This is a genomic window from Sorangium sp. So ce375, assembly GCF_051473855.1.
Classification (GTDB): domain Bacteria; phylum Myxococcota_A; class Polyangia; order Polyangiales; family Polyangiaceae; genus Sorangium.
This window is the reverse complement of the sequence record NZ_CP150335.1, coordinates 7,812,305-7,836,840: the sequence shown is the minus strand read 5'-3', so window position 1 is coordinate 7,836,840 and position 24,536 is coordinate 7,812,305. Positions and strand designations below refer to the sequence as shown.

General features: G+C 69.9%; 11 protein-coding genes. 2 read left to right on the top strand and 9 right to left on the bottom strand.

The features are described 5' to 3' along the window. Positions 1–37 precede the first annotated feature (37 nt). From WME90_RS28865 to WME90_RS28840, 6 genes are all read right to left on the bottom strand, one after another. Complete coding sequence (locus tag WME90_RS28865; protein ID WP_437275228.1) at positions 38–1,600, bottom strand: sigma 54-interacting transcriptional regulator; 1,563 nt, start codon at positions 1,598–1,600, stop codon at positions 38–40. 181 nt (positions 1,601–1,781) lie between these two features. After that, positions 1,782–2,696 carry a hypothetical protein gene (locus WME90_RS28860; protein ID WP_437275227.1) on the bottom strand — a complete coding sequence of 305 codons (915 nt, stop codon included), beginning with the start codon at positions 2,694–2,696 and terminating at the stop codon, positions 1,782–1,784. After that, the gene (locus WME90_RS28855) at positions 2,662–2,886 is read right to left on the bottom strand and encodes a hypothetical protein (protein WP_437275226.1); all 225 of its coding nucleotides are present in this window, start codon (positions 2,884–2,886) and stop codon (positions 2,662–2,664) included. Before WME90_RS28855 ends, WME90_RS28860 begins: the two co-directional genes overlap by 35 nt. Further along, entirely contained in the window at positions 2,876–3,223 is a 348-nt protein-coding gene (locus WME90_RS28850) for a nuclear transport factor 2 family protein (protein ID WP_437275225.1), read from the bottom strand. The genes WME90_RS28855 and WME90_RS28850 overlap by 11 nt, the downstream gene beginning before the upstream one ends. Then, positions 3,220–4,305: a radical SAM/SPASM domain-containing protein gene (locus WME90_RS28845; RefSeq protein ID WP_437275224.1), complete on the bottom strand. Its 1,086-nt coding sequence runs from the start codon at positions 4,303–4,305 to the stop codon at positions 3,220–3,222. The genes WME90_RS28850 and WME90_RS28845 overlap by 4 nt, the downstream gene beginning before the upstream one ends. 37 nt (positions 4,306–4,342) lie before the next feature. After that, positions 4,343–4,552 carry a hypothetical protein gene (locus tag WME90_RS28840; protein WP_437275223.1) on the bottom strand — a complete coding sequence of 70 codons (210 nt, stop codon included), beginning with the start codon at positions 4,550–4,552 and terminating at the stop codon, positions 4,343–4,345. Between the two features lie 1,010 nt (positions 4,553–5,562). Here WME90_RS28840 and WME90_RS28835 point away from each other — a divergent pair. Both WME90_RS28835 and WME90_RS28830 read left to right on the top strand, forming a co-directional pair. Then, the gene (locus tag WME90_RS28835; protein ID WP_437275222.1) at positions 5,563–8,649 is read left to right on the top strand and encodes a hypothetical protein; all 3,087 of its coding nucleotides are present in this window, start codon (positions 5,563–5,565) and stop codon (positions 8,647–8,649) included. After that, positions 8,646–10,571: a hypothetical protein gene (locus tag WME90_RS28830; RefSeq protein WP_437275221.1), complete on the top strand. Its 1,926-nt coding sequence runs from the start codon at positions 8,646–8,648 to the stop codon at positions 10,569–10,571. The genes WME90_RS28835 and WME90_RS28830 overlap by 4 nt, the downstream gene beginning before the upstream one ends. Positions 10,572–11,305: 734 nt before the next feature. Here the strand turns inward: WME90_RS28830 and WME90_RS28825 are convergent. The 3 genes from WME90_RS28825 to WME90_RS28815 all read right to left on the bottom strand — a co-directional run bounded on the left by WME90_RS28825 (position 11,306) and on the right by WME90_RS28815 (position 24,428). Further along, a complete protein-coding gene (locus tag WME90_RS28825) occupies positions 11,306–12,040 on the bottom strand; it encodes a DUF7873 family protein (protein ID WP_437275220.1) in 735 nt (244 codons plus the stop codon). A gap of 204 nt (positions 12,041–12,244) precedes the next feature. Beyond that, positions 12,245–18,259 carry an AAA family ATPase gene (locus WME90_RS28820; protein WP_437275219.1) on the bottom strand — a complete coding sequence of 2,005 codons (6,015 nt, stop codon included), beginning with the start codon at positions 18,257–18,259 and terminating at the stop codon, positions 12,245–12,247. 160 nt (positions 18,260–18,419) lie between these two features. Then, positions 18,420–24,428, bottom strand: a complete 6,009-nt coding sequence (locus WME90_RS28815; RefSeq protein WP_437275218.1) for an AAA family ATPase — start codon at positions 24,426–24,428, stop codon at positions 18,420–18,422. Positions 24,429–24,536: the final 108 nt, after the last annotated feature.

Genomic DNA, 24,536 nt, shown 5'->3' with positions numbered 1-24,536 from the left:
GCCCGAGGCTTCTTTCGGGCCAGGGGCGCCATCGCAATCAGCGCCGCGAGAGGTCGAAAGCGCGAACGAGCCTGTAGGCGTGGGAGCGGGCGAGATCGAGCTTCGCCGCGGCGTCGGCCACGTTCCAGCCGTTCTCCTCCAGCGCATCGCGGAGCAGCGCGGACTGGAAGCGGCGAGTCGCCTCCTGGAACGTCAGCCCCCTGTACGGCCCGATCTCGACCGGAGCGCCGGCCCCCTTCTCCGGCCGGCTCGCCCCCGCCGCCGGCGGGAACAGGTGCCGCCGCTCGATCTGCGCGACCCCCTCCGCCGCCGCGCGGATCGCGGCGGCCTCCACGGCGTGCCCGAGCTCGCGCACGTTGCCGCTCCACTCCGCCGCCTCCACCGCGCAGAGCGCATCGACGCTGAGCTGCAGGCGGGGAAAGCCGTGGGTCTTGCACGTCTCCGCGCAGAAATATTCCGAGAGGAGCGCGACGTCCTCCCGCCGCTCGGTGAGCGACGGGAGCCGGATCGGCAACACCTGGAGCCGGTAGAACAGGTCCTCGCGAAACTCCTTGCGCTGGACTGCCACCTTGAGATCGACGTTCGTGGCGGCGAGCACGCGCACGTCGGCCCGGACAGGCCGCGTCCCGCCCAGCGGGTAGTACTCCTTGGACTGGAGGAGCTGGAGCAGCTTGGCCTGCCCCGAGGGCTTCAGCTCTCCGATCTCGTCGAGGAACAGCGTGCCCCCCTCCGCGGCGGCCACCTTGCCCTCGATCTTTCTCCCAGCCGTCGAGTGCGCGCCCGGCAGCGCCCCGAACAGCTCGCTCTCGAGGAGCGCCTCCGGGAGCGCCGCGCAGTTCAGCTCGACGAACGGCCCGCGAGCCCGCCGGCTGCTCTCGTGGATCACCCGGGCGAGCTGCGTTTTGCCTGTCCCGGAGGTCCCCGTGAGCAGGACCGTGATGTCCAGCGGGGCCGCCGCCGCGGCCTGCGCGAGCACATCGGCGAGGGCGGCGCTCCTGCCGACGATGCCGTCCGCCCGCAGCGTGCGGCGGAGGGGACGGGTCGAGTCCGCCTCGTCTGCCCTGCGCCTCCGGAGCAGCAGCCGTTCGGCGAACGGAGTGATGTGCCGCGCGAAGGCCTCGACGCGCCGCCGATCGTCCTCGGGGAAGGGGCCTTTTTTCGCGCGATTTTGCAGATAGACCACCCCCACCGGCGGAGCCGCACCGACGGGCGCGCAGAGGAGCGCCTCGATGCGGTTCTTCTGCACGCTCTTGCTCGTGGAGAAGCGAGGGTCGAGGAGCGCGGACACCGTGCTGATGGTGCGGCCCGTGGCGAGGGCCTCCGCGATGACCCCCCGCGAGAAATAACCACGGATCTCCGCCACATCCTTGTCTTCGCAGCCGTGGGCGACCCAGAACGTCGGCTCCCGGTCGTCGGGACTGGACATCAGCTCGACGTATCCCCGGAGAGCCCCGCTGATCTCGACGATCAACGCGAGCGCGTCCGAGAGGAACGGCTCGATCTCGTCGGCTTGACCGAGCTCCAGGAGCTTGCGGTAGAAATCCCGTTCTTTCTCGACGTGCGCCTGCGTCGCGGAGCCGTCGGTGGAAGAGGGCGACATCGCTCGTATATAACAAACGACGAGCGCGTCGCGGGGAGGATCGGTTCGCGAGCGGCCGTCGCCTCCTCGCCGAGTTCCTCGGGAGTCGCGCTCTACGCGAGCCGCGCCAAGGGACGCAGAAACAACGGAGGCAGCGTTCACTGGCATGTGCGCACGAGCGATCTCCCGTGGGATCAAGGGCTTAGCCGTGGATGCCGAGCATCTGACCGAGCAGCCGCTCGCTCGTGCGGTCGACCGTGGCGCGGGCGCCCTGCGCGAGCGCCGCGAGCCGCTCGAGGCCGCGCCGTCCCGCGAGCGCCGCCGCCCGTTCTGCCTCGGCGCGCGCGAGGTCGAGCGCGCGCGCCGTCGCGGGATGCCCGAGCAGCGCGGCGCGGAGCGTGTTCGCGTCGCCGCCGTCCACCGCGCCGATCCATCGGAGGAGCGGCGTCGTGCGCCCGGCGGCGCGATCTTCCGCCGCATTGAGGATGTCGTTCACCATCTGCAGCGCAGCGCCGAGGTGCACCACGAACGCCGATAGATCGTCGTGCAGATCGTCGCGCCCCGCGAAGGACGCGAGCGCGATGAGCGGGATCGCCATCCCGAGGAACTTCTCGCCTGCGCGCTCGGCCGGCATGCCGTCGGGCGCGCACCGCTCGTCGATCTCCTGGGCCGAGGTGTCGGCGAAGCGCGCCATCAGGCGAGAGCGCGCGAGCCACGCCGCCCGCGGGATCTGCGCCTCGGCGAGCAGCGCGAGGTGGAACGCGAGCGCCGCTTCCATCGCGTAGACCGAAGCGCGATCGACGATCGCCTCCTCGTCCACGAGGTCGTCCTGCAGGCGCACGTAGAGGTACTCCATCACCGTCGCGCGCCCGACGAGCCCGGCGCGCGGATCGCCTGCGAGCCCGAAGTCCACGGCGGCGGCGTCGACGAGCCGCACGAACGGCGTCGCGCCGGGCCGCTCGAGCGCGTCGCGCACCCCCTCTCCGCCGTTCATCCGCGCGATGCGCCCGAGGGCGGCGTCGAGGCGGCGGCGCAGCGCCGGACCCGCGCCCTCCCGAAGGCGCGCGAGATCGCGGATGGCGTCATCCAGCCAGGAGCAGATCGCTTCGGAATGCATCGAGATCGTCCTCCGGATCGAGCAGCAGGTCGAGGTAGCCCCACGCGACGCTGACGCGCAGGCGGATCACGCCCGCGGAGTAAGTGCACATCAGCCCGGTGTCGGGCTCGATACGCGCGGCGAGCGGGATCCCCGCGCGCGCCAGCGCGGCGCGGTGCGCCTCGAAGAGCGCGCGCGCCTCATCCCACACGGATCACCTCGAACGCGGCGATGCGATCGCCCTCGATCACGAAGCGGCCGCGCCAGCGCGACGCGTCCCGGCCCGGGAGCTCGGTGATCCACTCGGCGATCACGACGCTCCCGTCCTCGTCAAACGCGACGAAGCGCATCCGCGATTCGGGTTCGCACGTGCGATACCAGGCGGCCTTCAGCGCCACGCCGACGCGGCCGGGGAGCTGGACGGCCAGGGGGTTCTCGTCGCGGCAGTCGGGCGTGAGGATCTCGTCGAGCTCCTCGATGCGCCCGTGCTCGAGCACCGCTCCGAGGCGCCGCACCAGCGCGGCGCCGCCCGACGCCGCGGCGCTCATGGCACCACCGGGAGCGCGCGCCGGGCGCGGCCGTTCTCACGACCCAAGAGGCCCGCGCGCGGCTCGGCGTCGCGCTCGATCCGGCGGCCCGGAACCACGTCGAGGCAGATCTCGTCGTTGCCGAAGAAGCCGGCGCCCGAGGCCGTGACGAACGCGCGGCAATGCCCGCACCCTTCACGTTGGCTGCAGGTGGAGCAGCCGTCGTAGTCCCGGTCGCGCATCCGCGCGTGCGCCGCGAAGCCAGGCAGCCGGTCGAACAGCCCCGGGGACCAGGTGCCGTAAACGGGCGTGGCCACCGGGTGGCACGGCGACACCGTGCGGTCGGCGTGGACACAGACGCGTCCGCGGCCCGCCGTGCACTGATAGAGCATCTCCTCCGGGTAGCCGAGGCGGCGCAGGATCGGGTTGATCACTGGATACGCCGCCACCACCACGCGAATCCCGAGGCGCCACGCGAGCGTGACGTGAGCCGCGAGCAGCTCGAGGTCGGACGGCGAGAACGCCATGAGCGGCACGCCCGGCTTCTGCGTACCCGTCGGCCCGACGCCCACGGGAAAGAGCGTGATCCCGGAGAGCCCCGGGTGCGCGGCCCAGCGCTCCAGGAGGAACTCGGGCAAGCGCGCGAGCACCGACTTCGTGACCACCGTCATGATGGTCACCGGCACGCCTGCGGCGATCGCGCGTCTCACGGCGTCGTCCGCCTCGTCGAAGCGCCCGGGGCCGCGCACCGGGTCGTGAACCTCGCGCGGGCCGTCGAAGCTCACCGAGATCCGGGCGCGAGCCCGGTGCGCCGCGAGGCGGGCGATCGTCCGGTCGTCAAGGAGGGTCCCGTTCGTGTTGACGAGCGCCGTCGCGTAATCGAGCGAGAGGCCGAGGTCGATGAGCTCGAGCAGCCCTCGCCACGCGAACGGCTCGCCGCCGGTGATATGGAGAAGGTCGAACCGGCCTGCCCCCTCGCGGACGATCTCCTCTGCCAGGTCTCGCGGAACATCGGATGTCCAGCCGCGCGACCAGCCGACGAAGCAGTAATCACAGCGCAGGTTGCAGCGCCGCGTCACCTCGATATCCAAAGAACGCTCCACGATGCACCTCCCTGACTAGCCGGCGCTCGTCCCGCGGTCAGGTGCAGGTACAGGTTCCGGACGACGCGGCGCTTGCGGCCTGCGACATCACGTCGCCGAGCTCGGAGGCTTCGAGCGCGACGCCGCGCGCGGCGAGGATCTCGTGGACGGCCTGGCCGTCGTTGCGCGCAATGGCGCCGGCGAGCGCCTGGATGACCGCATGATCGCCATTCACGGCATGAAGGATGCGCGACGTGACATTGGACATGATCTGCTCCCTTGCTGGACCGCCGAACGGCGGCGCGTTGTTCCCCGCATCAGGACCAGCACGGAGCGTGCCGGCGGTCGGGAGGCGGTGGATCAGGGGCACGTCGGTCGTGTGTTGCGCCCGAACACGAGCTCCGGTCAAAGGCCCGCCGGCGGCCATCCTGTGCGATCGCGCCAGCCGGGCTGTCTCCTGGAAGGGACGGTGTCCCAGAAATGAGAATCCCCGAGACGGGACGCGCGCTCACGGCGCTCGACGCAGCCCACGCGGGGCCGCCCCAAGTCCTCGACAGTGCGCAGACCGCTGCGCTCATCGCGATAGTCTGCAGCCCGCAGCCCGCCCCGGGCCGCGGTGGTCGCTTAACTCGCCAGGGCCCTGACCCGCGCCGTCGCAGTCGGCGCCGAGATGGCGGCTCGGGTCGTTCACAAGGCGATCGGCCGCGGGCTGCTGGTGACATCGGAGGCGTGAGCACGCTTGGGCCGAGCGTCGGATAAATAATAGTGGCCGCCTACCTGGATCGGCCGCTCGGCCAGGTTTTCTGCGTAGGTTCGCGTGCGCGCACACGTGTGCCGCACGCACGACGCAAGGCCGCAGAGGGGCTCCCTCCTCGTCTCAGAACGTCATCGCCCCAAGGCGCCGCGGAATTCTATCCTCGTCGCCCCTGGTACGTACCTTGCAAGACCTTGCAAGACGGGGGACGCAAGGCTGCGGCGACGCCGGCAAGCTCCCCGTGGATGACGGAAACGGCGCGACTGAAAACGCTGACGCCCGTCCGTGCCTCGCTCGCCCAAAGTATAGATTGACGGAGTGCGCCCCGAGAGCCCGGGGATTTGCAGTAATCATCAGCGATTGAAAGTGGAGGCAGAACGCCTGCATCCGGTCAACTCGTTGGAGCTGCGCCCGCCCTGCCCGGCGGGTCGACGCGAGCCGGAGCCGACTCCGGAGCGAACATCAAAGCATCAAGCCACTCGGCTCAACCTCGACACACAACCGTCACTAACCAGAGGTCCATTATGTTGCTCGAATTCAGGTTGCGTACGAACACTCTCGCAAATAGGGTATTGAAGGCATTCAACGCCGACGAGGTCTGCGCTCCGGGGACATTCGCGGTCGGCGGCGCCGCTCATGTGATCGATCACGTGGAGATCACCAGCCCTCCGACCTTCCACCGAGTGCCGAACCCCTACAAGGCCGTCACCACCCAGAACGGCGGTAGCGTGGTATCCGGCGCATACGACGTGCACATCCACCAGAGCGTCACCCTCTTTCCCGTCGGGCTGGCGGAGCTGGAGAGCAGCGGAGAGAGCCCTACGCAAGGGAGCCTCACCCCGGTGATCACGCTGATCTTACGGATCGGCTTTGGACTCAACGAGCAGGGTAGCGCCGCTTACAGAATCGAATACGTTGACGTGGATCTGGGGGACCTCGGGTCCTTCCTTACGGCCGAAGAGGCGGCGAATGTCGTCGCGGCGATCGACGCCGTGGTCATCCCGATCGGGACCACCCCCTGGGAGACCCTGCCGGTGACCGATCTCGCCCAGAAGCTGCAAACGACTCTCGTCGCCACGAACGTCGGCGTCGCGCTCGGAGGCAGCATCGATGACCCCGGCGGACAGGTGGTGATCTTTCGAATCGAACTGAATGGGCCCGATCCAACCATCGCGACCTGGAATGCCTTCTACGCTGCCGACTTCGACGGCGCGCTGTCCGCAGGGCTCGACTGGCAAGTATGGGTCGACAAGGAGATCGTCCTGAGCTCTTTCAACAGCCGGATTCACTCGCAACTGAGGCAGGCCAACGAGGAGGGCGCTTTCGTCCCCAGCTCCGCCCTCCCTTATGCGACATGGGACCCGTCTGTGCCGAAGGTCTCCGTCGCGTTCAGCGGCGAGGTTCCTCACGCCTGCAACGCAGTGGTGATCGCTATCCCGATCCCAGTCGACGTGGACGTGGACGTTATCATGGACATTTCCTTCCAGATCCCCGCGCCCAATCGGCTCCAGATAACTGGCAAGGTTTATTGGGACGCGAACGACGCCGAAGTGTTCGTTTGCGCGGTGAGCGGACTCCTCTTCTGGCCGATCGTGAGCCTCTGGATGTATGTCGACGGCAAGAACGTCCACTGTCCCGGCGGCGCGCCGCCCTGTCTGGACCTCGGGATCACGGGCACGCTCGTCACCCCCATCGGGGTCTTCATCGGCATTCTCACCAGCCCCGGCAGCTATAAGCCGGCGGATCTCGTCATCGATGGATTTCAAGAGGTCGACAAAACCGACGCGAACATGGAGTTCCGTCAGACGTTCGACAATTTCGAGCTCATCAATGGGATGAGCCTCACCCACGTGGGCGGAACGGAGAGCAGCCTTCAACTGGGCGGCACGTTCGTGCCCGCCGCCGTGGCGCTCCACGCGGAGCACACGCTCGGGGTCTCGACGTCGAAATTCGCCTGGGCCTATCAGGATCCCTGTGAATCGCCGAAGCTGGTCGTGTCCGCCCAGATTGATCTTCACGCCTCCGACGGCGTCGGAATCCCCCGGATCTGCACCGTGTCGGTGCTGGACGACCCTGCGAACCAGTACAAGCAGTTCCTCTCGGTGGGTGCTCAGTCGATTAGCATCGAGATTCCGGCCGCGAAAGTCAAGCAGGCGTTCCTGAACGCACCTTATCCCTGCAAGGTTCTGATCCAGACGAGCATGGGCGCTCGCATTCTGACGATCGACGCGTTCGCCGCCTTGAGCGACGCAGAGAAGCAGAAGATGGATATGGAACTCACGAAAACGAGGATCGAGAAGTGCAGGAGATGGATACCGATCTTCTGGGGCAAGCACTTCAACCCCAGGTGGCTCATCGATCCTCCCCCTTACGAGCGTGTTGTGGAACAGCTCTGGACGTTTGCGATCCGGGACTCTAGCGCGGGGGCCACGCTCGTCGTCAAGGACCTGCGCGGCCATGAGCTGGGCAGGAGCGTCGTGGACCGGAGCGGATCGGTCTGGCTCACGCTGGGCTTGCCGGCGGGTACCCGGGAGATCACCGCGGAAGTGGGGGCACCGGCGAATCGCCACTCGAGGGGCACCGCGGAAGCAGAAGGGAGAGGGATGCTGGGCATTTACCAGGTGGCGCTCGCGGAGGAGACCCTCCGTATTCCCGCGGCGCGACACGCGAGCTTGGGACACCACGAAGGACGGCGAGCGCTCTTCGTGCTCACCGATCGAGCCCTCGAGGTCTTCGACCTCCGGCACGGGACCGCGGCGAGGAAGGTCCACGAGATCGAGGCCCACGACTATGCGGGGTTCACGCCGTTTCTTGGCGGTGGAATCCTGTGGGGTGGCAGAGGGGCCCATTTCATCGCGTTCACCGACGAGCGCGGCGGAGGCGCCGTGAGCCTCGAACAGGGGGTCACGCTCGCGACGGTCACGGCGAAGGGCCATGCGTACTTGCTCACCGAGACTGGCATCAAATCCGTCTCCAGCACCCTGATGACGCGCTGGGTCCCCGCCATGGGAGTCAAGCACATGATCGCGACGCGAGACCACCTCATCGCGGCCAGCGATCGGCAGGTCTTTCGCCTCTGCCTGGAGACTCCCACCTATCCGCGGGTGGTCTCGTGCGCCGACGCGCCTCGTCTCGCGAGGCTGTTGCCGTACAGCGACATCCCCGGGATGAGCGGCAGCTTCCTCGTGGAAGCCGAGTGTGGCTCGGCGATGGTCCGCGCATTCGGTGAGGACGGTCTCCTGGAGGAGCGAGCGGCCTTCGAGCGGACGCCGGCCGTGCTGAGCGGAGCGTCCCTCGGAATGCTCAGGGCACGTCTGAACGAGGACGGGGCGATCGCTCTCCTGCGGGCCTATGCGGGTCGGAGCCTTGACGCCCTCGAGCTGGGCGGACCGGAATGGCCCATCGATCCCGCTGCTCCGGTCACGTCGGCGCTCGAGAGCCGCGTCGAGCGCCGCGACACCGCTCGCGCCTTCGAGCTGCCCGAAAAGGGCAGGGCGCCGTGCTGCCCTCGTTGCAGCGCGGCACGGAGCAGGGCTCGCCACGAGACCGGCAGCTCGGCACCGAACCCCAGAGATGCGAGCGCCTCTTCCGCAGCAAGGAGGAGCTCATGACCACTACTGTTGACACGATGACCGCGCTTCGCGCACTCCCCCCGCCCGCGGGCCCGCCGCCGGGCGGCGGCGACACCTTCGTCGAGTTGCTCGGGTACCGGCGCCCCGGCGACGGCGGCGGCGGGTTCTTCCGCTGGGACGCGACCGCGACCACGGTGGATAACGGCGGCACCGTGATTCGGCCCGGCGGCGCGCCGGTCAGCGGGCGCTGGCTGCGCGTGGTGAGCGGCCCGCTCTCCGTGCTCTGGTTCGGCGCCTACAATGACGGCACGCACGCGGCCGACACTCGCGCGGCGATCCAGGCCACGATCGACGCGATGACGAACGCCGCGGCACCGTCGCACACGACCGGCGCTGTGTACTTCCCGGGCCGCCTGGGCGACGTGGGCGAGTACGCCATCGACGCGTCGATCGTGCTCCCGCGTGTGCCGTATTTCGGCGGGCTGCGCATCTTCGGCGACGGCAAGCAGGCCTCGCAGCTCTCCGCCGCCGTCGCCGTGCCGATCTTCGTGCCCGACCAGAACGCCGCCAATACGAACTTTGCGCGATGGACGATCGAGCACATTGCGCTTGCGACGGGCGGCGCCGCGCGCGCGTTTGAGTTCTACACCCCGGCCCAGGGCCCGGTCGGCACGCCGTTGCCGAGCAACGGTCTCGTCGCGCGCGGCGAGCTGCACTTCGACGAGGTGCTCTTCGCGACCAGCTCGGGCAGCGCCGTCGATGGCCTGGTGTTCATCCGCGGCGGCTCGCGCTGCCGGCTGCGCAACTGCGAGTTCTATGGCATGAGCGGCACCGGGCCCGAGGACACCAAGGTCTCGGGCGTCGGGATCTTGCTGGACTACTCGAGCGGAACCGTGATCGAGAATTGCCGCAATATCGGCGTCCCGGGCGCGCTCTTGCGTGCGGACCATTCCGGCGAGCTGTGGGTCGCGAACTGCCGCTGCGAGGGCGGCTACGGCCGGCCCGCGTGGGAGTTCATCGGGGTCAAGAACGCCACGCTGATGAACCTCGCGAACGAGGGGGAGCGCGAGTCGCCGTCGCTCTTCCGCTTCGTGGACTGCGACAATATCGTGCTGGTCAACCCACAGCTCGCGACGGCGGACGGGCCGTGGAACGGTGGCTACCCCGACGGTATCCGTTTCGAGAATTGCCGGCAATGCATCGTGATCTCGCCCGTCGTGCCGATCTCCTTTGCGGACAGCTTCAACAACGGCACCGCGCGCATCGTCCGCATCGACGCCGCGAGCCGCAACATCCAGGTTCGCGGCCTGACGACCACCCACGCTTACTACGACACCGAGGTCGAGTGTCTCGGGCAGGACTGCTTCATCGAAGCGCAGACGGCCACGCGCGGGATGGTCGGCCGCGGCCGTGCCGTGCTCGACGCGGTGCGCGCACCGCGCGGCGCGCTCGGCCCGCCCACGAGCATCGTGGACCACCCGCCGGGCTTCGACCTCGAGATCGGCGGCGGTGACGGCGCGACGCCTGGCACGCACCACAGCGGCCACACGTTCGTGCAGCTCGGCGCCCCGGTGGCCAACGCCACCGCATCGATGTACTTCTCCGCGGGCGCGACGAATTTCTTGCGGATCTGGAAGCCGACCGCGGAGCGCGCGCTCGTGCAATCGATTGGCGGCGTCGGGCTCCACGTCGAGGGGCAGACCTCCCTCGGGATCGAGGGGCATACCGACGTGTCGATCGGCTCGCACGCCAACATGCTGATCCAGGTGTCCGGCACCCTGTCCATACGGCACGACACCGCGACGTGCCTCACCGTCAACGCGACGGGCATCGGGTTCTACGGCGCCGCGCCGGTCGCGAAGCCGACCGTGACCGGCTCGCGATCGAGCGGCGCGGCCCTCGCCGATCTCCTGGCGAAGCTCACCGCGCTCGGATTGATCAACAACGGGACGACGCCTTAAGCATCGTCCCTCCTCCTCGTCGCGCGGCATCTTCCTTGCAGCGCCCCACATGGTCCCCGACGGCGAGCACGACAACATTCACATCGTCGTCGACCCACGCTTCGTGCTGGCCAACACTCTGCACCTGCGCAGGCTGTGGGTTGTCCGTTGGCCGCCGCGACGTGCGTCCCCAGCCGCTTGCGCCCGGCTTCTGCGTACCCGTCGGCCCGGCGCCCACGCAGCGCAGACCCCTGAAATAGGTGAGACCCGGGACTGTAGCCTAGTCCCGGGCCTCGGTTTGCCGCCATCTGCGCACACCCACACGTTTAAGGTCGAAGGTCAGTCCTTACACCGCCGTGTTCTGCCATTGAACTACCGGCCATCACGGTCTGCGCGCCGGGGCGGGAGCGCCCCGGCGCCGCGCGAGGAGAGGCGACGCCTCACCGCGGCGCGGGCTGGCCAGGCTGGAATTGAACCAGCATCCGACGATTCAAGCCTCCTCCCGTTCGATTGGGTGATCGGCGGCGAATGCTCGAGCCTGGAGTGAGAGCTTGAGACACTGAACGGGCCGACGCTGCCTCTTCCATTGGGCTACCCCGCCGCGAGAGAGACGAGCAAATGGCGGGGGCAGGAGTCGAACCTGCACTGGGGCGCCGAGCCCATCAAGCTGAGCTTGAGCTTCAACTTGCACTCCGCGGCCACGATATCGCTCTGGCAGCCGCGGCGCAAGCGCCCCCGGGCGGGGGCGGCGCGCGTCAGGAGCTAAAGAGGAACCCGAGGACGGAGGCGCCGACCTTCTGCTCCTCGACCGTCTGGTTGTTCGCCTCCTCGCGGGCGAACTTGACCGCCTTCTGCAGCTTCTCCACCCGATCCAAGAGCTCGTTGATGCGCCGCGCCGGCAGCGCGCCCGAGAACTTGACCGTCTTCCAGTAACCGACGACCACGTCCTCGTGATAGACCTCCACCTGCGCCGGGTGCTTGTCCGTCGCCTCGGCCTTGACGTGGTTGCGCGGGATCTTCTTGGTCCGCGCCGTCTGCACCGGCTCCGTCGCCCAGGCGTCCGCGGAGGGATCGAGCGTCCAGCTCTCCGCCGCGTCGAGCACCGGCAGCTTCTTGATGAAGGTGTTCAGGTCGACGAGCTGCTTCTCCAGGAAGAGCAGGTAGGTCACGGGCACCCCCGTCAGCAGCACCTTGCCGTCGACGACCACGTCCGCGCGCGCCCTGCAGTTGGCGTAGTCCTTTGTGGCGGTGACGTCGAAGAGCTCGCCCAGGATGTCGATGGTGCTCCGGATGATGTCCTCGGCCTTCGCCTGCACCCGCGTCGCCTCGGGCGGGAGCTGCTCGCCCTCCTCGTCCTTCGACCGGTAGGTGCGCGAGATCCCCGAGAGCAGCGCCGGCTTCTGCAGCGCGTGGTGCGCCTCGGTGAGGCGCTGGTGGGAGCGGGCCTTGACGCCCTTCTCGATGGCGATGATCTGGTTCAAGCGAGGCATGGAAGTCTCCTGGGGGCTACGCTATCAGAGGAGCAAAGCGCCTGTCAGCGCCGTCGCGTGAGCCTGCGGCGGCGCTCTGGCCTCTGGCGCTCCGCTCGCCTGGCCCACCCGGTCGGCGTGGCGCGTGGCGCGTGGCGCGTGGCGCGTGGCGCGTGGCGCGTGGCGCGTGGCCAGCTGCGCGCCGAGTGGGCCCGCGGCGCGCGCCTAGGCTGGTGGGAGCAGGGTCCCGTCCGGCGCCGTCTCCGCCTCCGCTGCGTGCAAAGGGAGCTCGACGATGAAGGTGGCGCCCGCGCCGGGCTCGCTCTCGACGCGGATGGTGCCGCCGTGCGAGGCGACGATCCAGCGCACGATGTAGAGCCCGAGGCCGAGGCCGCCGAAGTTGCGGACGGCGACGGCGCGCTCGAAGCGCTCGAAGATCCTGGCTTGATCGGCCTCGGAGATGCCGATGCCGTGATCGCGGACGACGAGCAACGCGCGCTCGCCCTCGCGGCGCACGATGACGTGAATGGGCGCTCCCGCGCCGTACTTCATCGCGTTGGACAGCAGGTTGATGAAGACCTGCTCTATGCGAGAAGCATCCCAGTCCCCCACCACGGGCCCTTCCAGATCGACCTGGGTGCGGCAGCGGGCGTCCGCGAGCGGCTGTCGCATCCGTTCGAGCGCCTCGCGCGCCAGGGCCGCCAGATCGACCGGCGCGCGTGTGAGCGAGATGCGGCCGGCGTTGACGCGCGTGACGTCGAGCAGCTCGTTGACCAGGTGGGCGAGGCGCGCGATCTGGCGATCCAGGACCTGAATCGCGGCGTCGATGCGCTCCGGGGCGACCTCGGCGCGCTGGAGCTGGGGCAGGAGCCGAGCGAGGAGGTGGGCCTGCATCTTCAGCGAGGTGAGCGGGGTCTTGAGCTCGTGCGAGGCGACGAGGAGGAACTCGTTCCGTCGCTCGATCGCCACCTGGGCCTCGGCGAACAGGCGGCCGTTGTCGAGGGCGAGCGCGGCGCGGCTCCCGAGCTCCTGGGCCAGCCACAGGTCGGCCGTGCCGTAGGGGCGCCGGGGCGCGGTCGAAAGCAGGGTCATGACGCCGAAGCACCGGTCGCGCGCGAGGAGCGGAACCCGGAGGAAGGAGCGAATGCCTAGCTGCGTGAGCAGAGGCGCGGGGTGGACGTCGGCCGCCTCGGGCCGGTCCGGCGAGGTCGCCGCCAGGGGCCGAAGCGCGTCCATCACCGCGCCTGCGAGCTCTGCCGGCACCCCCGCGGTGACCGTGTGTCCCGGTGCGCCCGGGGCAGCGGCGAGGTCCACGTCGATGATGCACCCGTCGGCCAGCTCGGGCAGCGCGAGCTGGGCCACGCCGTCGAGGGTGGTGCCGTAGCCGAGGGCCATGAGCTTTCGGCTCGCCTCGGCGAGGAAGCGCTCGGCGAGCTCGGCCCGCTTGCGCTCGGTGATGTCGGTGGAGATGCCGCAGAGCACGCCGGGCATGACGCTCTCGCCGAGCGGGAACTTGACGGACAGGAAGGTGTGCAGCCCGTCCTCCAGCGGCAGCTCCTCCTCCCACTCCATCGGCACGCCCGCCTCGCGCACCTTCCGGTCGTGATCGTGCATGGCCTCGGCGATGGGAGAATCTACGATTTCGACGACCGTCTTTCCGATGAGCTCCTCGATCGGCCGGCGCATGAGGGCGCACACGTGCCGGTTGGCGAGCAGCAGCCGCCCTTCGTGATCCTTGGCGTAAATGGCCGTCGCCGAGCTGTCGACGACGGCCCGGAGGGTCGCCTCGTGGGCCTTCAGCGCCTGCTCCGCCCGCCGCCGGTCGGCGTTCTCCTGCGCGACCTTGGCATAGAGCACGGCGTTCTCCAGCGAGATGGCCGATTGCGACGCGAGCAGCTCGAGCACGGTGAGCCGCCCGGGGGTGAACGCCCCGGTGACGAGCGTGTTCTCCAGGTAGAGCACGCCGAGCAACCGCGCCTGCCGCACGATGGGCAGGCACAGCACCGACGTCGGCCTCTTCTGCGCGAAATACGCGTCCTCCGAGAACGCGTGCCTCCCCGCGGCGTCGTCGAGCAGCACGCGCTCATGGCTGCGGCGAACGTAGTTGAGGACGGATTGCGGCAGCGGGGCCGCCGCCGCCTCGGCAGCGTCGAGCAGCCGCGCCGTGCCCCCGGACGTCGAGAGCGCCGCCGCGACCGACAGGCGATCTTCCTGGACCAGGAGCAAGTACCCCTCTCCGGCGCCCGCCTGCTCGACCACGGTGCGCAGGAGCATCTCGAGCAGGCGCGGGAGCTGGAGCTCGCCGGAGATGCTCTGAGAAGCCTTGACGACGGACAGGACGTCGAACTGCTCGGCCCGGACGGCGAAGGTGACGGTGGGGGCGATCGGCTTGTGCGGGGCGAGGAAGGGATAGCGCTGGTCGAGCTGATCGACCTTGGCGTGGGCGCCCCAGCGGAAATAGGCGGTGCGCGCCGTTTGCAGGTGGGCGTCTGCGGACGTGGACAGGCCGCGCGCGCGATAAAACCCCGCGGCGAGCTCGCAGGCGATGGCCTCGTGCTGGACGAAGCCGTTCTCCCGCGCCGACGAGATGGCCTGCTCGTAGAGCCGGATGGCCTCGGGCTCGCGCCCGCGGAGCCGGGCGATCTCGGCGCGGACCAGGGTGTGTTTGGGGAGGAAGTTGTCGGGTCCGCTCCTGGCCCACTCGCCGAGCTGCCGCTCGCACTCGAGCAGCTCCTCGGGGAGCTCCCCCGGCGGCGCGGGCCGCGCCTCGTGGGCCTCGCTCGCGACGGCCGCGAGCGAGAGCGCGAGGTAATAGGAGCTCTCGGCGACGAGAGGGTTGGAATCGACCCTGCAAGGGTGCTCGGCGCGCCCGCGGGTCACCGCCGCGAGCGCCGCTCCGGGAGGTCCGAGCAGGAAGAGCGCCTGCGCCTTCAAGGTGTAATAGAGCGTGCGAACGAGCGGCGGATTCCCCTCCTCCAGCGACGCCTCGAAGGCCGGCGGATCCAGCTCGGATCCATCCAGCATCGAGAAGCGGACCGGCCTCCCGCGCAGCGCCTGGATCACGGCGTGGACGCCGAGGAGGATGTCGTGCGGCAACGCGTAGCCAGCCCTGCGCACGAAGCCGAGGCGCTCTTCGACCTCGCGGAGCACGTCCTCCAGCGGCTCCCCGGAGAGCAGCGGGAACATCTCGGCCCACATGCAGTTGTAGCACGCGTCGTTCAGGTTGCCGGACTCGACGGCGGCGCTGAAGCCGGCGCGCGTGTACGGAGTCGTCTCTCGGTAATGGCGCGTCCAGAAGACGACATGCTGTCCGAACATGGTGAGCACCACCGACTTCGTGGTGAGGAGACCGCTCTTCTGCGCCAGGTCGTGACCGAGCTTGCCGAACAGATATCCTTCCTTGTATCGCCCGTACCTCGGGCCGATCACCCTCGCGAAGAAGGTGTACGCGTGAGCGGAGCTCTCGGCGTTGCCGTGGCGCAGGCTGAGCTTCACCATGCGCAGGACGACGAGGTAGTGCAGGTTCGCGTCCATGAAGAACGCGGGGAGGGACACTCCCATCAGCACGCCCATCGCGTTCTCGATCGCCGGATCCGTCATGAGGGGCAGGTGGATCAGGTCCGCGATCGCGCGATCGCCCAGGTCCTGCCAGACCTGCTCGGTCTCCTCGTCGAGCTGTGCGGTGGCGGGGCGGAGCGGCAGATCGATGTCGCAGCTGCGGAGCCACGCGAGCCCGAGCTCCACGGCGCGGGCGGGCCGCCCGCGGGTGACGTTCAGGGAGACGACGAGCTCGACGGCGGCGGCCGTCTCGGTCCTTGTCCTCGCGCGCGCGAGGAGCTCTTCGAGGAGCCGCTCGGCCTCGTCGAAGCCGCCGGTGATGTACGCGACGTGCGCGCGCTCGAAGGTCAGAGCGTAGGTCAGCTCGTGCCGCGCCTCCCAGCGGCTCGGCGCGAGCAGGGAGAGGCCGGCGGCGAAGAGCGCGGCGGCGGACTGGAAGGCCGCGGCGGCCTTGGCCTTCCTGCCGGCGCGGAGGTTCAGGGCGGCGAGCTCGTCCCGCTCGGCCTGGGAGCGGATGAGCGCGGCGCCGCGGTTCAGGTGCCCCACGACGTCGAAGAGCGACCCATCGGGCTCGTCGGCGCGCCGCGCATCCAGGAGCAGCCGGCCGATGCAGAGGTGCACCTCGGCGAGCTGCTCGGGCGGGATGAGCGAATACGCGGCCTGCTGCACCCGGTCATGGAGGAAGCGATAGCCAGGGCCCCGTCGGAGGAGCAGCCCCTCCCGCACGGCCTCCTCGAGCGCGTCGCGGAGCGCTTCCGCCGATCGGCGCGCGACGATCGCGAGGGGGTCGAGGTCCAGGCTGCTGCCGAGGCACGAGGCGAGCTTGAGCGCGTCCCGCGCCGGGATGGAGAGCCGCTTCAGCTTGCCCACCATCAGCTCGACGATGTTGTCGGTGAAGCCCTTGTCGCGGATGGCGGCGATGTCCCACCGCCATGCGCCCTCGTCGCCGTCGAAGGCGATGAGACCTTCCTGGTGCAGCTCGAAGAGGAACTGGAGGACGAAGAACGGATTGCCGCCGGTCTTCTCGCAGACGAGCCGCGAGAGCGGCTCGACCGCTGCTTCGGGGGCGTGGACGGCCTCGGCGACCAGCGCCGCGACGTGGGCGGCGGAGAGCGGCGCGAGGACGAGCTCGGAGACGGCGGCGCCGCGCTTCTGCACCTCGGCCAGGGTGAGCCGCAGCGGGTGCGCGGGGCCGACCTCGTTGTCGCGGTAAGCGCCGATCAGCAGGAGGTGCTCGGACCCGGTGTAGGTAGCGAGCTGCTCGAGCAAGAGGAGGCTGGCCGCGTCGGCCCACTGGAGGTCATCGAGGAGGAGCGCGACGGGGTGCTCCTTCTGGGCGCACGCCGCCATGAAGCGCTGGAGCGTCGCGTGCAACCGGCCCTGCGCCTCGGCGGGCGGGAGCCCGGGCACGCGCGCCTGCGGGCCGAGGAGGAGATCGAGCTCGGGGAGCACGTCGGCGAGCAGCCTGCCGTCGGGGCCGAGGGCCTCGCGGAGGCGCTGCCGCCAGCGCTCGAGCGCTTCCTCGCTCGCGCACAGGATCTCCTGCAAGAGCGCCCGGAACGCCTGGAGGAAGGCATGGTAGGGGACGTCGCGCCTCAGCTGCTCGAACTTGCCGGAGAGGAAGAAGCCGCGCTCGCGCACGACGGGCCTGTGCAGCTCGGCGACGAGCGACGATTTGCCGATACCCGAGTAGCCCGACACGAGCGCCAGCTCGGGCCGGCCGTTCGCGACCACGCGCTCGAACGCGGCGAGCAGCACCTCGATCTCGCGCTCGCGCCCGTAGAGCCGCTGCGGGACCCGGAACCGGTCGGAGAGATCGCGCTCCCCGAGCGGGAAGGGCTCGACGGCGCCGCTCCGGCGCAGCTCCGCGAAGCACCGGTCGAGGTCGCGCCGTAGGCCGAGCGCGCTCTGGTACCGCTCCTCGGCGGCCTTGGAGAGCAGCTTGAGCACGACGGCCGAGAGCTGCTGGGGAATCGAGGGGACGAGCGCGTGCGGCGGCCGGGGCGCCTGAGCGATATGGCAGTGGACCCACGCGACAGGATCGCTCGCCTGGAAGGGCAAGGCGCCGGTCAGCATCTGGTACAAGGTGACGCCGAGGGAGTACAGGTCGGTCCGCTCGTCGATGCACCGGTTCATGCGGCCCGTCTGCTCGGGCGCCATGTAGGCGAGCGTGCCCTCGATGAGCCTGTCGCGGGCGAGGTCCTGGGACCCGCGGGGCAGCAGGCAGGCGATGCCGAGATCCGTGATCTTCACCTGGCCGGTGTCGGGGTTGCAGAGCAGGTTCTGGGGCTTGATGTCCTTGTGGATGATGCGGTGGCGGTGGAGCTCGGCCAGCGCGTCTGTCAGCCGGAGGGCGAGGGGGAAGAAGCGCTCGAGCGGCATGGGCCCGTCGCCATCGAGCAGCCGGTCGAGCGAGCGGCCGCCGAAGTCCTCCAGGATCAGCGCCACCTGGTCGCCGAACGCGTCGATGGCGTGGGCCTTGACCACGGCCGTCGTGTCGAGCGCGCTGGCGAGCTCGTGCTCGTGGTGCAGCCGCCCGAGGGCGCGGGGGCTGGCGTGGTCGCGCCGCAGGACCTTGAGCACCACCGGTCGGCCGTCCTCCGCGCGCCGCGCTCGGTAGAGGATCGTCTCTGCACCTTGGTGCAGGACGTCCACCACGAGGTAACGTGGGCTCTCTGCCATAGGAAAGATCGTCGGCAGTCGGAGCGGCCTCCGAGGCGTCGGCGTCGGGCTTGATGGTGCCAAACGCGCCGCGATTCGCCACGGGAAATGGCGGCGCGCCCTCGCGCCGGCTCGGCTGCGGGGCGAGCGGATCGGTCGCCCGGGAGGCCCCGGTGAACGCTCACGCCGGCGAGAGGGAGGCGCTCTGGGGGTCTGTCTCCGCCTCAGCCGGGCGCAGAGGGAGCTCGACGATGAACGCTGCGCCCGCGCCTGGCTCGCTCTCGACGCGGATGGTGCCGCCGTGGGAGGTGACGATCCAGCGAACGATGTAGAGCCCGAGGCCGAGGCCGCCGAAGTTGCGGACGGAGACGGCGCGCTCGAACCGCTCGAAGATCCTGGCTTGATCGGCCTCGGCGATGCCGATGCCGTGATCGCGGACGACGAGCAACGCGCGCTCGCCCTCGCGGCGCACGACGACGTGAACGGGGCCGCCCGCGCCGTACTTGATCGCGTTGGACAGGAGGTTGATGAGGACCTGCTCCATGCGAGAAGCGTCCCAGTGCCCCACCACGGGCCCCTCCAGCTCGAGCTGGGGGCGGCAGCGTGCGTCCGCGAGCTGCTGTCTCATCCGCTCGACGACCTCCCGTGTCAGGGACGCCAGATCGACCGGCGCGCGCGTGAGCGAGAGGCGGCCGGCGTTGAGGCGGGTGACGTCGAGCAGCTCGTTGACCAGGTGGGCGAGGCGCGCGATCTGGCGATCGAGCACCTGTATCGCCGCGTCGATGCGCTCCGGGGCGACCTCTGCGCGCTGGAGGCGGGGCAGGAGCCGAGCGAGGAGGTGGGCCTGCATCTTCAGCGAGGTGAGCGGGGTCTTGAGCTCGTGCGAGGCGACGAGGAGGAACTCGTCGCGGCGCTCGATCGCCTCCTGGGCCTCGGCGAACAGGCGGCTGTTGTCGAGGGCGAGCGCGGCGCGGCTCGCCAGCTCCTGGGCCAGCCACAGATCGGCCGTGCCGTAGGGGCGCCGGGGCGCGCTCGAAAGCAGGGTCATGACGCCGAAGCACCGGTCGCGCGCGAGGAGCGGAGCGCGTAGGAAGGAGTGAACACCGAGCGGCTCGAGGAGCGGCGCGGCGCGGATGTCGCCCACCTCCGCGCGGCTCAGCGACGCCGCCGAGAGCGGTCGCAGCGCGTCCGTCAGCGCGCCTGCGAGCTCGGCCGGCACCCCCGCGGTGGCCGTGCGCTCCGGAGAGGCCTGATCGAGGCGCACCTCCATCACGCACCGGTCGGCCAGCTCGGGCACGGCGAGCTGCGCCACGCTCTCGAGGGTGGCGCCGTAGCCGAGGGCCATGAGCTTTCGGCTCGCCTCGGCCAGGAAGCGCTCGGCGAGCTCGGCCCGCTTGCGCTGGGTGATGTCGGTGGAGACGCCGCAGAGCATGCCGGGCATGCCGCTCTCGCCGAGAGGGACCTTGACCGACAGGAAGGTGTGCAGCCCGTCCTCCATCATGATGTCTTCCTCGAACTCCAGCGGCTCGCCTCCGTCGAGCACCTGTCGATCATGAGCGTCAAACGCCGCGGCGATCGCCGCGGGCAAGAGCTCGGCGCTCGTCTTTCCGAGGACCTGCTCGGCCTTCATGCCGAGGATGCGACCCACCTCGCGGTTGACGAGCAGGTGTCGGCCCTCGCGATCCTTGAGGAAGATGGCCGCGGCGGAGTTGTCGACGATGGCTTGCAGCGTGGCCTGGCTCTCGCGGAGCCCCCGCTCCGCCCGCCGGCGCTCGGCGTTCTCCTGCTCGATGTCGGTATAGAGCATGGCGTTCTCGAGCGAGATGGCCGATTGCGAGGCGAGCAGCTCGAGCACGGTGAGCCGCCCGGGGGTGAACGCGCCGGCCACGAGCCTGTTCTCCAGGTAGAGCAGGCCGAGCAGCCGGGACTGGCGGACGATGGGCAGGCACAGCACCGATCTCGGCCTCTTCCGCGCGAAGTACTCGTCCTCGAGGAAAGGGTGCCTCCCCGCGGCGTCGTCGAGCAGCACGCGCTCGTGGCTGCGGCGAACGTAGTTGAGGACGGATTGCGGCAGCGGGGCCGCCGCCGCCTCGCCCGCGTCGAGCAGCCGCGCCGCGCCTCCGGACGCGGCGATCGCCGCCGCCGTCGAGAGGCGATCGCCTCGGGCAAGGAGCACATAACCTTCCTCGGCGCCGGCGTGCTCGATCACCGTGCGCAGGAGCATCTCGAGCAGGCGCGGGAGCTTGAGCTCACCGGAGATGCTCTGAGAGGCCTTGACGACGGACAGGACGTCGAACTGCTCGGCTCGTACGGCGAAGGTGACGGTGGGGGCGATCGGCTTGCGCTCGACGAGGAACGGATACCGCTGGTCGAGCTGCTCCACCTTGGCGTGGGCGCCCCAGCGGAAATAGGCGGCGCGCGCCTTCTGCAGGTGGGCGCCTTCGGACGTGGACAGGCCGCGCGCGCGGAAGAACCTGGCGGCGAGCTCGCAGGCGATGGCCTCGTGCTGGACGAAGCCGCCCTCCCGCGCCGACGAGATGGCCTGCTCGTAGAGCCGGAGCGCCTCCGGTTCCTGCCCGCGGAGCCGGGCGATCTCGGCGCAGACCAGGGCGTGTTTGTGGAGGAAGTTCTCGGGGCCGTTCCTGGCCCACTCGCCGAGCTGCCGCTCGCAGTCGAGCAGCCCGTCCGGCAGCTCCCGCCCCGGCGACGGCGCCCCGTCCGCGTCGGGCGCATCGTCACAGGCGGCGGCGAGCGAGAGCGCGCGATAATAGAAGTCCTCCGCCACGAGCGCGTGCGGCTCGCTCCTCCAGGGCTTGTCGACGATCACGCGTCGCGTCGCCTCGCACGCCTCCTCGGCGGACCCGAGCAAGAAAAGACCCTGGGCCTTCAGGCTGCAGTAAAAGCTGAGCACGCCGCCCATGTCCCCGGGAGGCAACCGCGCCTCGAATTCGCCCGGATCCAGCTCGGAGCCATCGAGCATCGTGAGCCGGAAAGGCCTGCCTCGCAGCGTCTCGACCAGCGCGTAGGCAAAGAGGAGGATTGTGTAGACGAACTCGTATCCGGTCTTGCGCACGAAGCGGAGGCGCTCCTCGATCTCGTGGAGCACGTCCTCCAGCGGCTCGCCGGAGAGCAGCGGGAACAGCGGTGCCCAGATGCAGAGGAAGCACGCGTTGTTCAGGTCGCCGGCCTCGAGCGCCGCGTTGAAGCCGGCGCGCGTGTAGGGAGAGGTCTCCCGGTAGTGGCGCTTCCAGAAGAGGATCAGGTGCCCGAACAGGGAAGACACCATGGCCTTGATGCCGAGGAGGTTGTCCCTCTCCACCAGGTCGTGACCGAGCTTCCCGAACAGGTAGGCCTCCTCGTACCGCCCGTACCTCGGGCCGAGCACCTTCGCGAAGGCCGCGTACGCGTGAGCGGAGCTCGCGGCGTTGCCGTGTTGCAGGCTGAGCTTCACCATGCGCACGACGACGAGGTAGTTCAGGTCCGGGTGCACGAAGTACGTGGGGACAGCCACGCTCGCCAGGACGCTCATCGCCATCTTGCACGTCGGGTGCGTCATGGGGGGCAGGTGGATCAGGCTCTCGATCGTCCGGTCGCCCAGGGCCTGCCAGACGCCCTCTGTCTCTTCCGCGAGCCGCGCTTCGGTGAGCGGGATCGACAGGTCGACGTCGCAGGAGCGGAGGAACGAGAGCCCGATCTCCACCGCGCGAGCGGACTGCCCGCGGGTCACGCTCAGGGCGATGGCGAGCTCGACGGCCGCGGCTCGCTCGGAGGCGGTCCTCACGTGATCCAGGAGCTCTTCGAGGAGCCGCTCGGCCTCGTCGAAGCCGCCGGCGATGTACGCGGCGTGCGCGCGCTCGAAGGTCAGAGCGTAGGTCAGCTCGTGCCGCGCCTCCCAAGAGGCCGGCGCGAGCAGGGAGAGGCCGGCGGCGAAGAGCGCGGCGGCAGACTGGAAGGCCGCGGCGGCCTTGGCCTTCCTGCCGGCGCGGAGGTTCAGGGCGGCGAGATCGTCCCGCTCGGCCTGGGAGCGGATGAGCGCGGCGCCGCGGTTCAGGTGCCCCACGACGTCGAAGAGCGCGTCCTCGCGCTCGTCCGCGCGCTGTCCCTTCAGGAGCAGCCGGCCGATGCAGAGGTGCACCTCGGCGAGCTGTCCGGCGGGGATGAGCGCGTGGGCGGCCTGCTGCACCCGATCGTGGAGGAACCGGTAGGTGCCGTCCCGGCGGAGCAGCAGCCCCTCCCGCACGGCCTCGGCGAGCGCATCGCCGAGCTCGGCTGCGGGGCGGCGCGCGACGATCGCGAGGGTGTCGAGGTCCAGGCTGCTGCCGAGGCACGCGGCGAGCTTGAGCGCGTCCTGGGTGGGGGCCGGGAGCCGCCTTAGCTTGCCCACCATCATATCGACGACGTTGTCGGTGAAGCCCTTGTCGCGGATCGCGGCGGTGTCCCAGCGAAAGGCGCCCGCCTCCGCGTCGAAGGAGATGAGGCCTTGCTGGTGCAGCTCGATGAGGAACTGGTTCGCGAAGAACGGGTTGCCGCCGGTCTTCTCGTAGACGAGCTGCGAGAGCGGCTCGGCGCGCTCGGCCACGGTCTGGACCGCCCCCGCGACGAGCGCCCCGACGTCGGAGGCGGAGAGCGGCGCGAGGACGATGTCGCTGAAGGCGGCGCCGCGTTTGCGGGCGTCGGCGAGCATGAGGGAGAGCGGGTGCGCGGGGCCGACCTCGTTGTCCCGGTAAGCCCCGATGAGCAAGAGGTGTTCTGTCTCTGTGTAGGTGATGAGCTGCTCGAGCAGCTGGAGGCTCCCGGCGTCGGCCCACTGGAGGTCATCGAGGAAGAGCACCATCGGGTGCTCCTTCTGGACGCACGCGGCGACGAAGCGCTGGAGCGTCGCGTGGAACCGGTGCCGGGCCTCGACGCCCGCGAGCTCGGGCACGGGCGGCTGCGGGCCGAGGAGCAGCGCGAGCTCGGGGAGCACGCCGGCGAGCAGGATGCCGTTGGGGCCGACGGCTTCCCGGAGGCGCTGCCGCCAGCGCTCGAGCGCCTCCTCGCTCACGCACAGGATCTCCCGCAAGAGCGCCCGGAACGCCTGGAGAAAGGCGTGGTAAGGGACGTCGCGCCTCAGCTGCTCGAATTTGCCGGAGAGGAAGAAGCCCCGCTCGCGCACCACCGGCCCGCGCAGCTCGGCCACGAGCGACGATTTGCCGATGCCCGAGTAGCCCGACACGAGCACGAGCTCGGGGCGGCCGCTCGCGACCACGCGCTCGAACGCGGCGAGCAGGGCCTGGAGCTCGCGCGCGCGGCCGTACAGCCGCTCTGGGATCTGGAACCGATCGGAGAGATCGCGCTCGCCGAGCGCGAAGGGCTGAATGGCGCCGCTCGCCTGCCACCTGGCGGAGCACTCGTCGAGGTCGCGCTGCAGGCCGAGCGCGCTCTGGTAGCGATCGTCCGCGGCCTTGGAGAGCAGCTTGAGGACGACCGCCGAGAGCTGCGGGGGAATCGAGGGAACGAGCGCGTGCGGCGGGGGTGGGCTCAGGGCGATGTGGCAATAGACCCACTCCACGGGATCGTTCGCCTGGAAGGGCAAGGCGCCGGTCAAGAGCTCGTAGAAGGTGACGCCGAGGGAGTACAGATCGGTCCGCTCGTCGGTGGAGCGGTTCATCCGGCCCGTCTGCTCGGGCGCCATGTACGCCAGCGTCCCCGCGATGAGCGCGTTGTGAGGGAGGTCGTGGCGCTCGCGGGGCGAGAGGCAGGCGATCCCGAGATCGGTGATCTTCACCTCACCGGTGTCCGGATTGTAGAGCAGGTTCTGAGGCTTGATGTCCCTGTGGACGACACGGTGTCGGTGAAGCTCGGCGAGCGCGCCGGCGAGGCGGCGAGCGAGGGGGAAGAAGCGATCGAGCGGCATCGGCCCCTGGATGAGCCGGTCGAGCGAGCGGCCGCCGAAGTCCTCGAGGACCAGCGTCATCTGGTCCCGGAACGCCTCGATCCCATAGGCCTTGACGATGGCCGTCGTGTCGATCGCCCTGGCGACGTCGTGCTCGTGGCGCAGCCGCCCGAGGGCGCGTGGGCTCGCGTGGTCGCGCCGCAGGACCTTGAGCACCACCGGCCGTCCGTCCGCCTCGCGCCGGGCTCGGTAGAGGATCGTCTCGGGCCCGTCGTGCAGGACCTCGATCACGACGTAGCGTGGACTATCGGGCATAGGAGGATCTTCGAAAGCCAGCGCGGCGGCCTCCGAGGCGTCGAGCGTCGGAGCATGTTGCCAAAAGCGCCGCGCTCCGCCATGGGAAATGGCGGCGGCGCCCTTGCG

Excerpts from the sequence above, each read along its gene's own strand:
- WME90_RS28865 (WP_437275228.1), bottom strand. The coding sequence starts at position 1,600 with ATGTCGCCCTCTTCCACCGACGGCTCCGCGACGCAGGCGCACGTCGAG.
- WME90_RS28860 (WP_437275227.1), bottom strand. The coding sequence starts at position 2,696 with ATGCATTCCGAAGCGATCTGCTCCTGGCTGGATGACGCCATCCGCGAT.
- WME90_RS28850 (WP_437275225.1), bottom strand. The coding sequence starts at position 3,223 with ATGAGCGCCGCGGCGTCGGGCGGCGCCGCGCTGGTGCGGCGCCTCGGA.
- WME90_RS28840 (WP_437275223.1), bottom strand. The coding sequence starts at position 4,552 with ATGTCCAATGTCACGTCGCGCATCCTTCATGCCGTGAATGGCGATCAT.
- WME90_RS28835 (WP_437275222.1), top strand. The coding sequence starts at position 5,563 with ATGTTGCTCGAATTCAGGTTGCGTACGAACACTCTCGCAAATAGGGTA.
- WME90_RS28830 (WP_437275221.1), top strand. The coding sequence starts at position 8,646 with ATGACCACTACTGTTGACACGATGACCGCGCTTCGCGCACTCCCCCCG.
- WME90_RS28825 (WP_437275220.1), bottom strand. The coding sequence starts at position 12,040 with ATGCCTCGCTTGAACCAGATCATCGCCATCGAGAAGGGCGTCAAGGCC.
- WME90_RS28820 (WP_437275219.1), bottom strand. The coding sequence starts at position 18,259 with ATGGCAGAGAGCCCACGTTACCTCGTGGTGGACGTCCTGCACCAAGGT.
- WME90_RS28815 (WP_437275218.1), bottom strand. The coding sequence starts at position 24,428 with ATGCCCGATAGTCCACGCTACGTCGTGATCGAGGTCCTGCACGACGGG.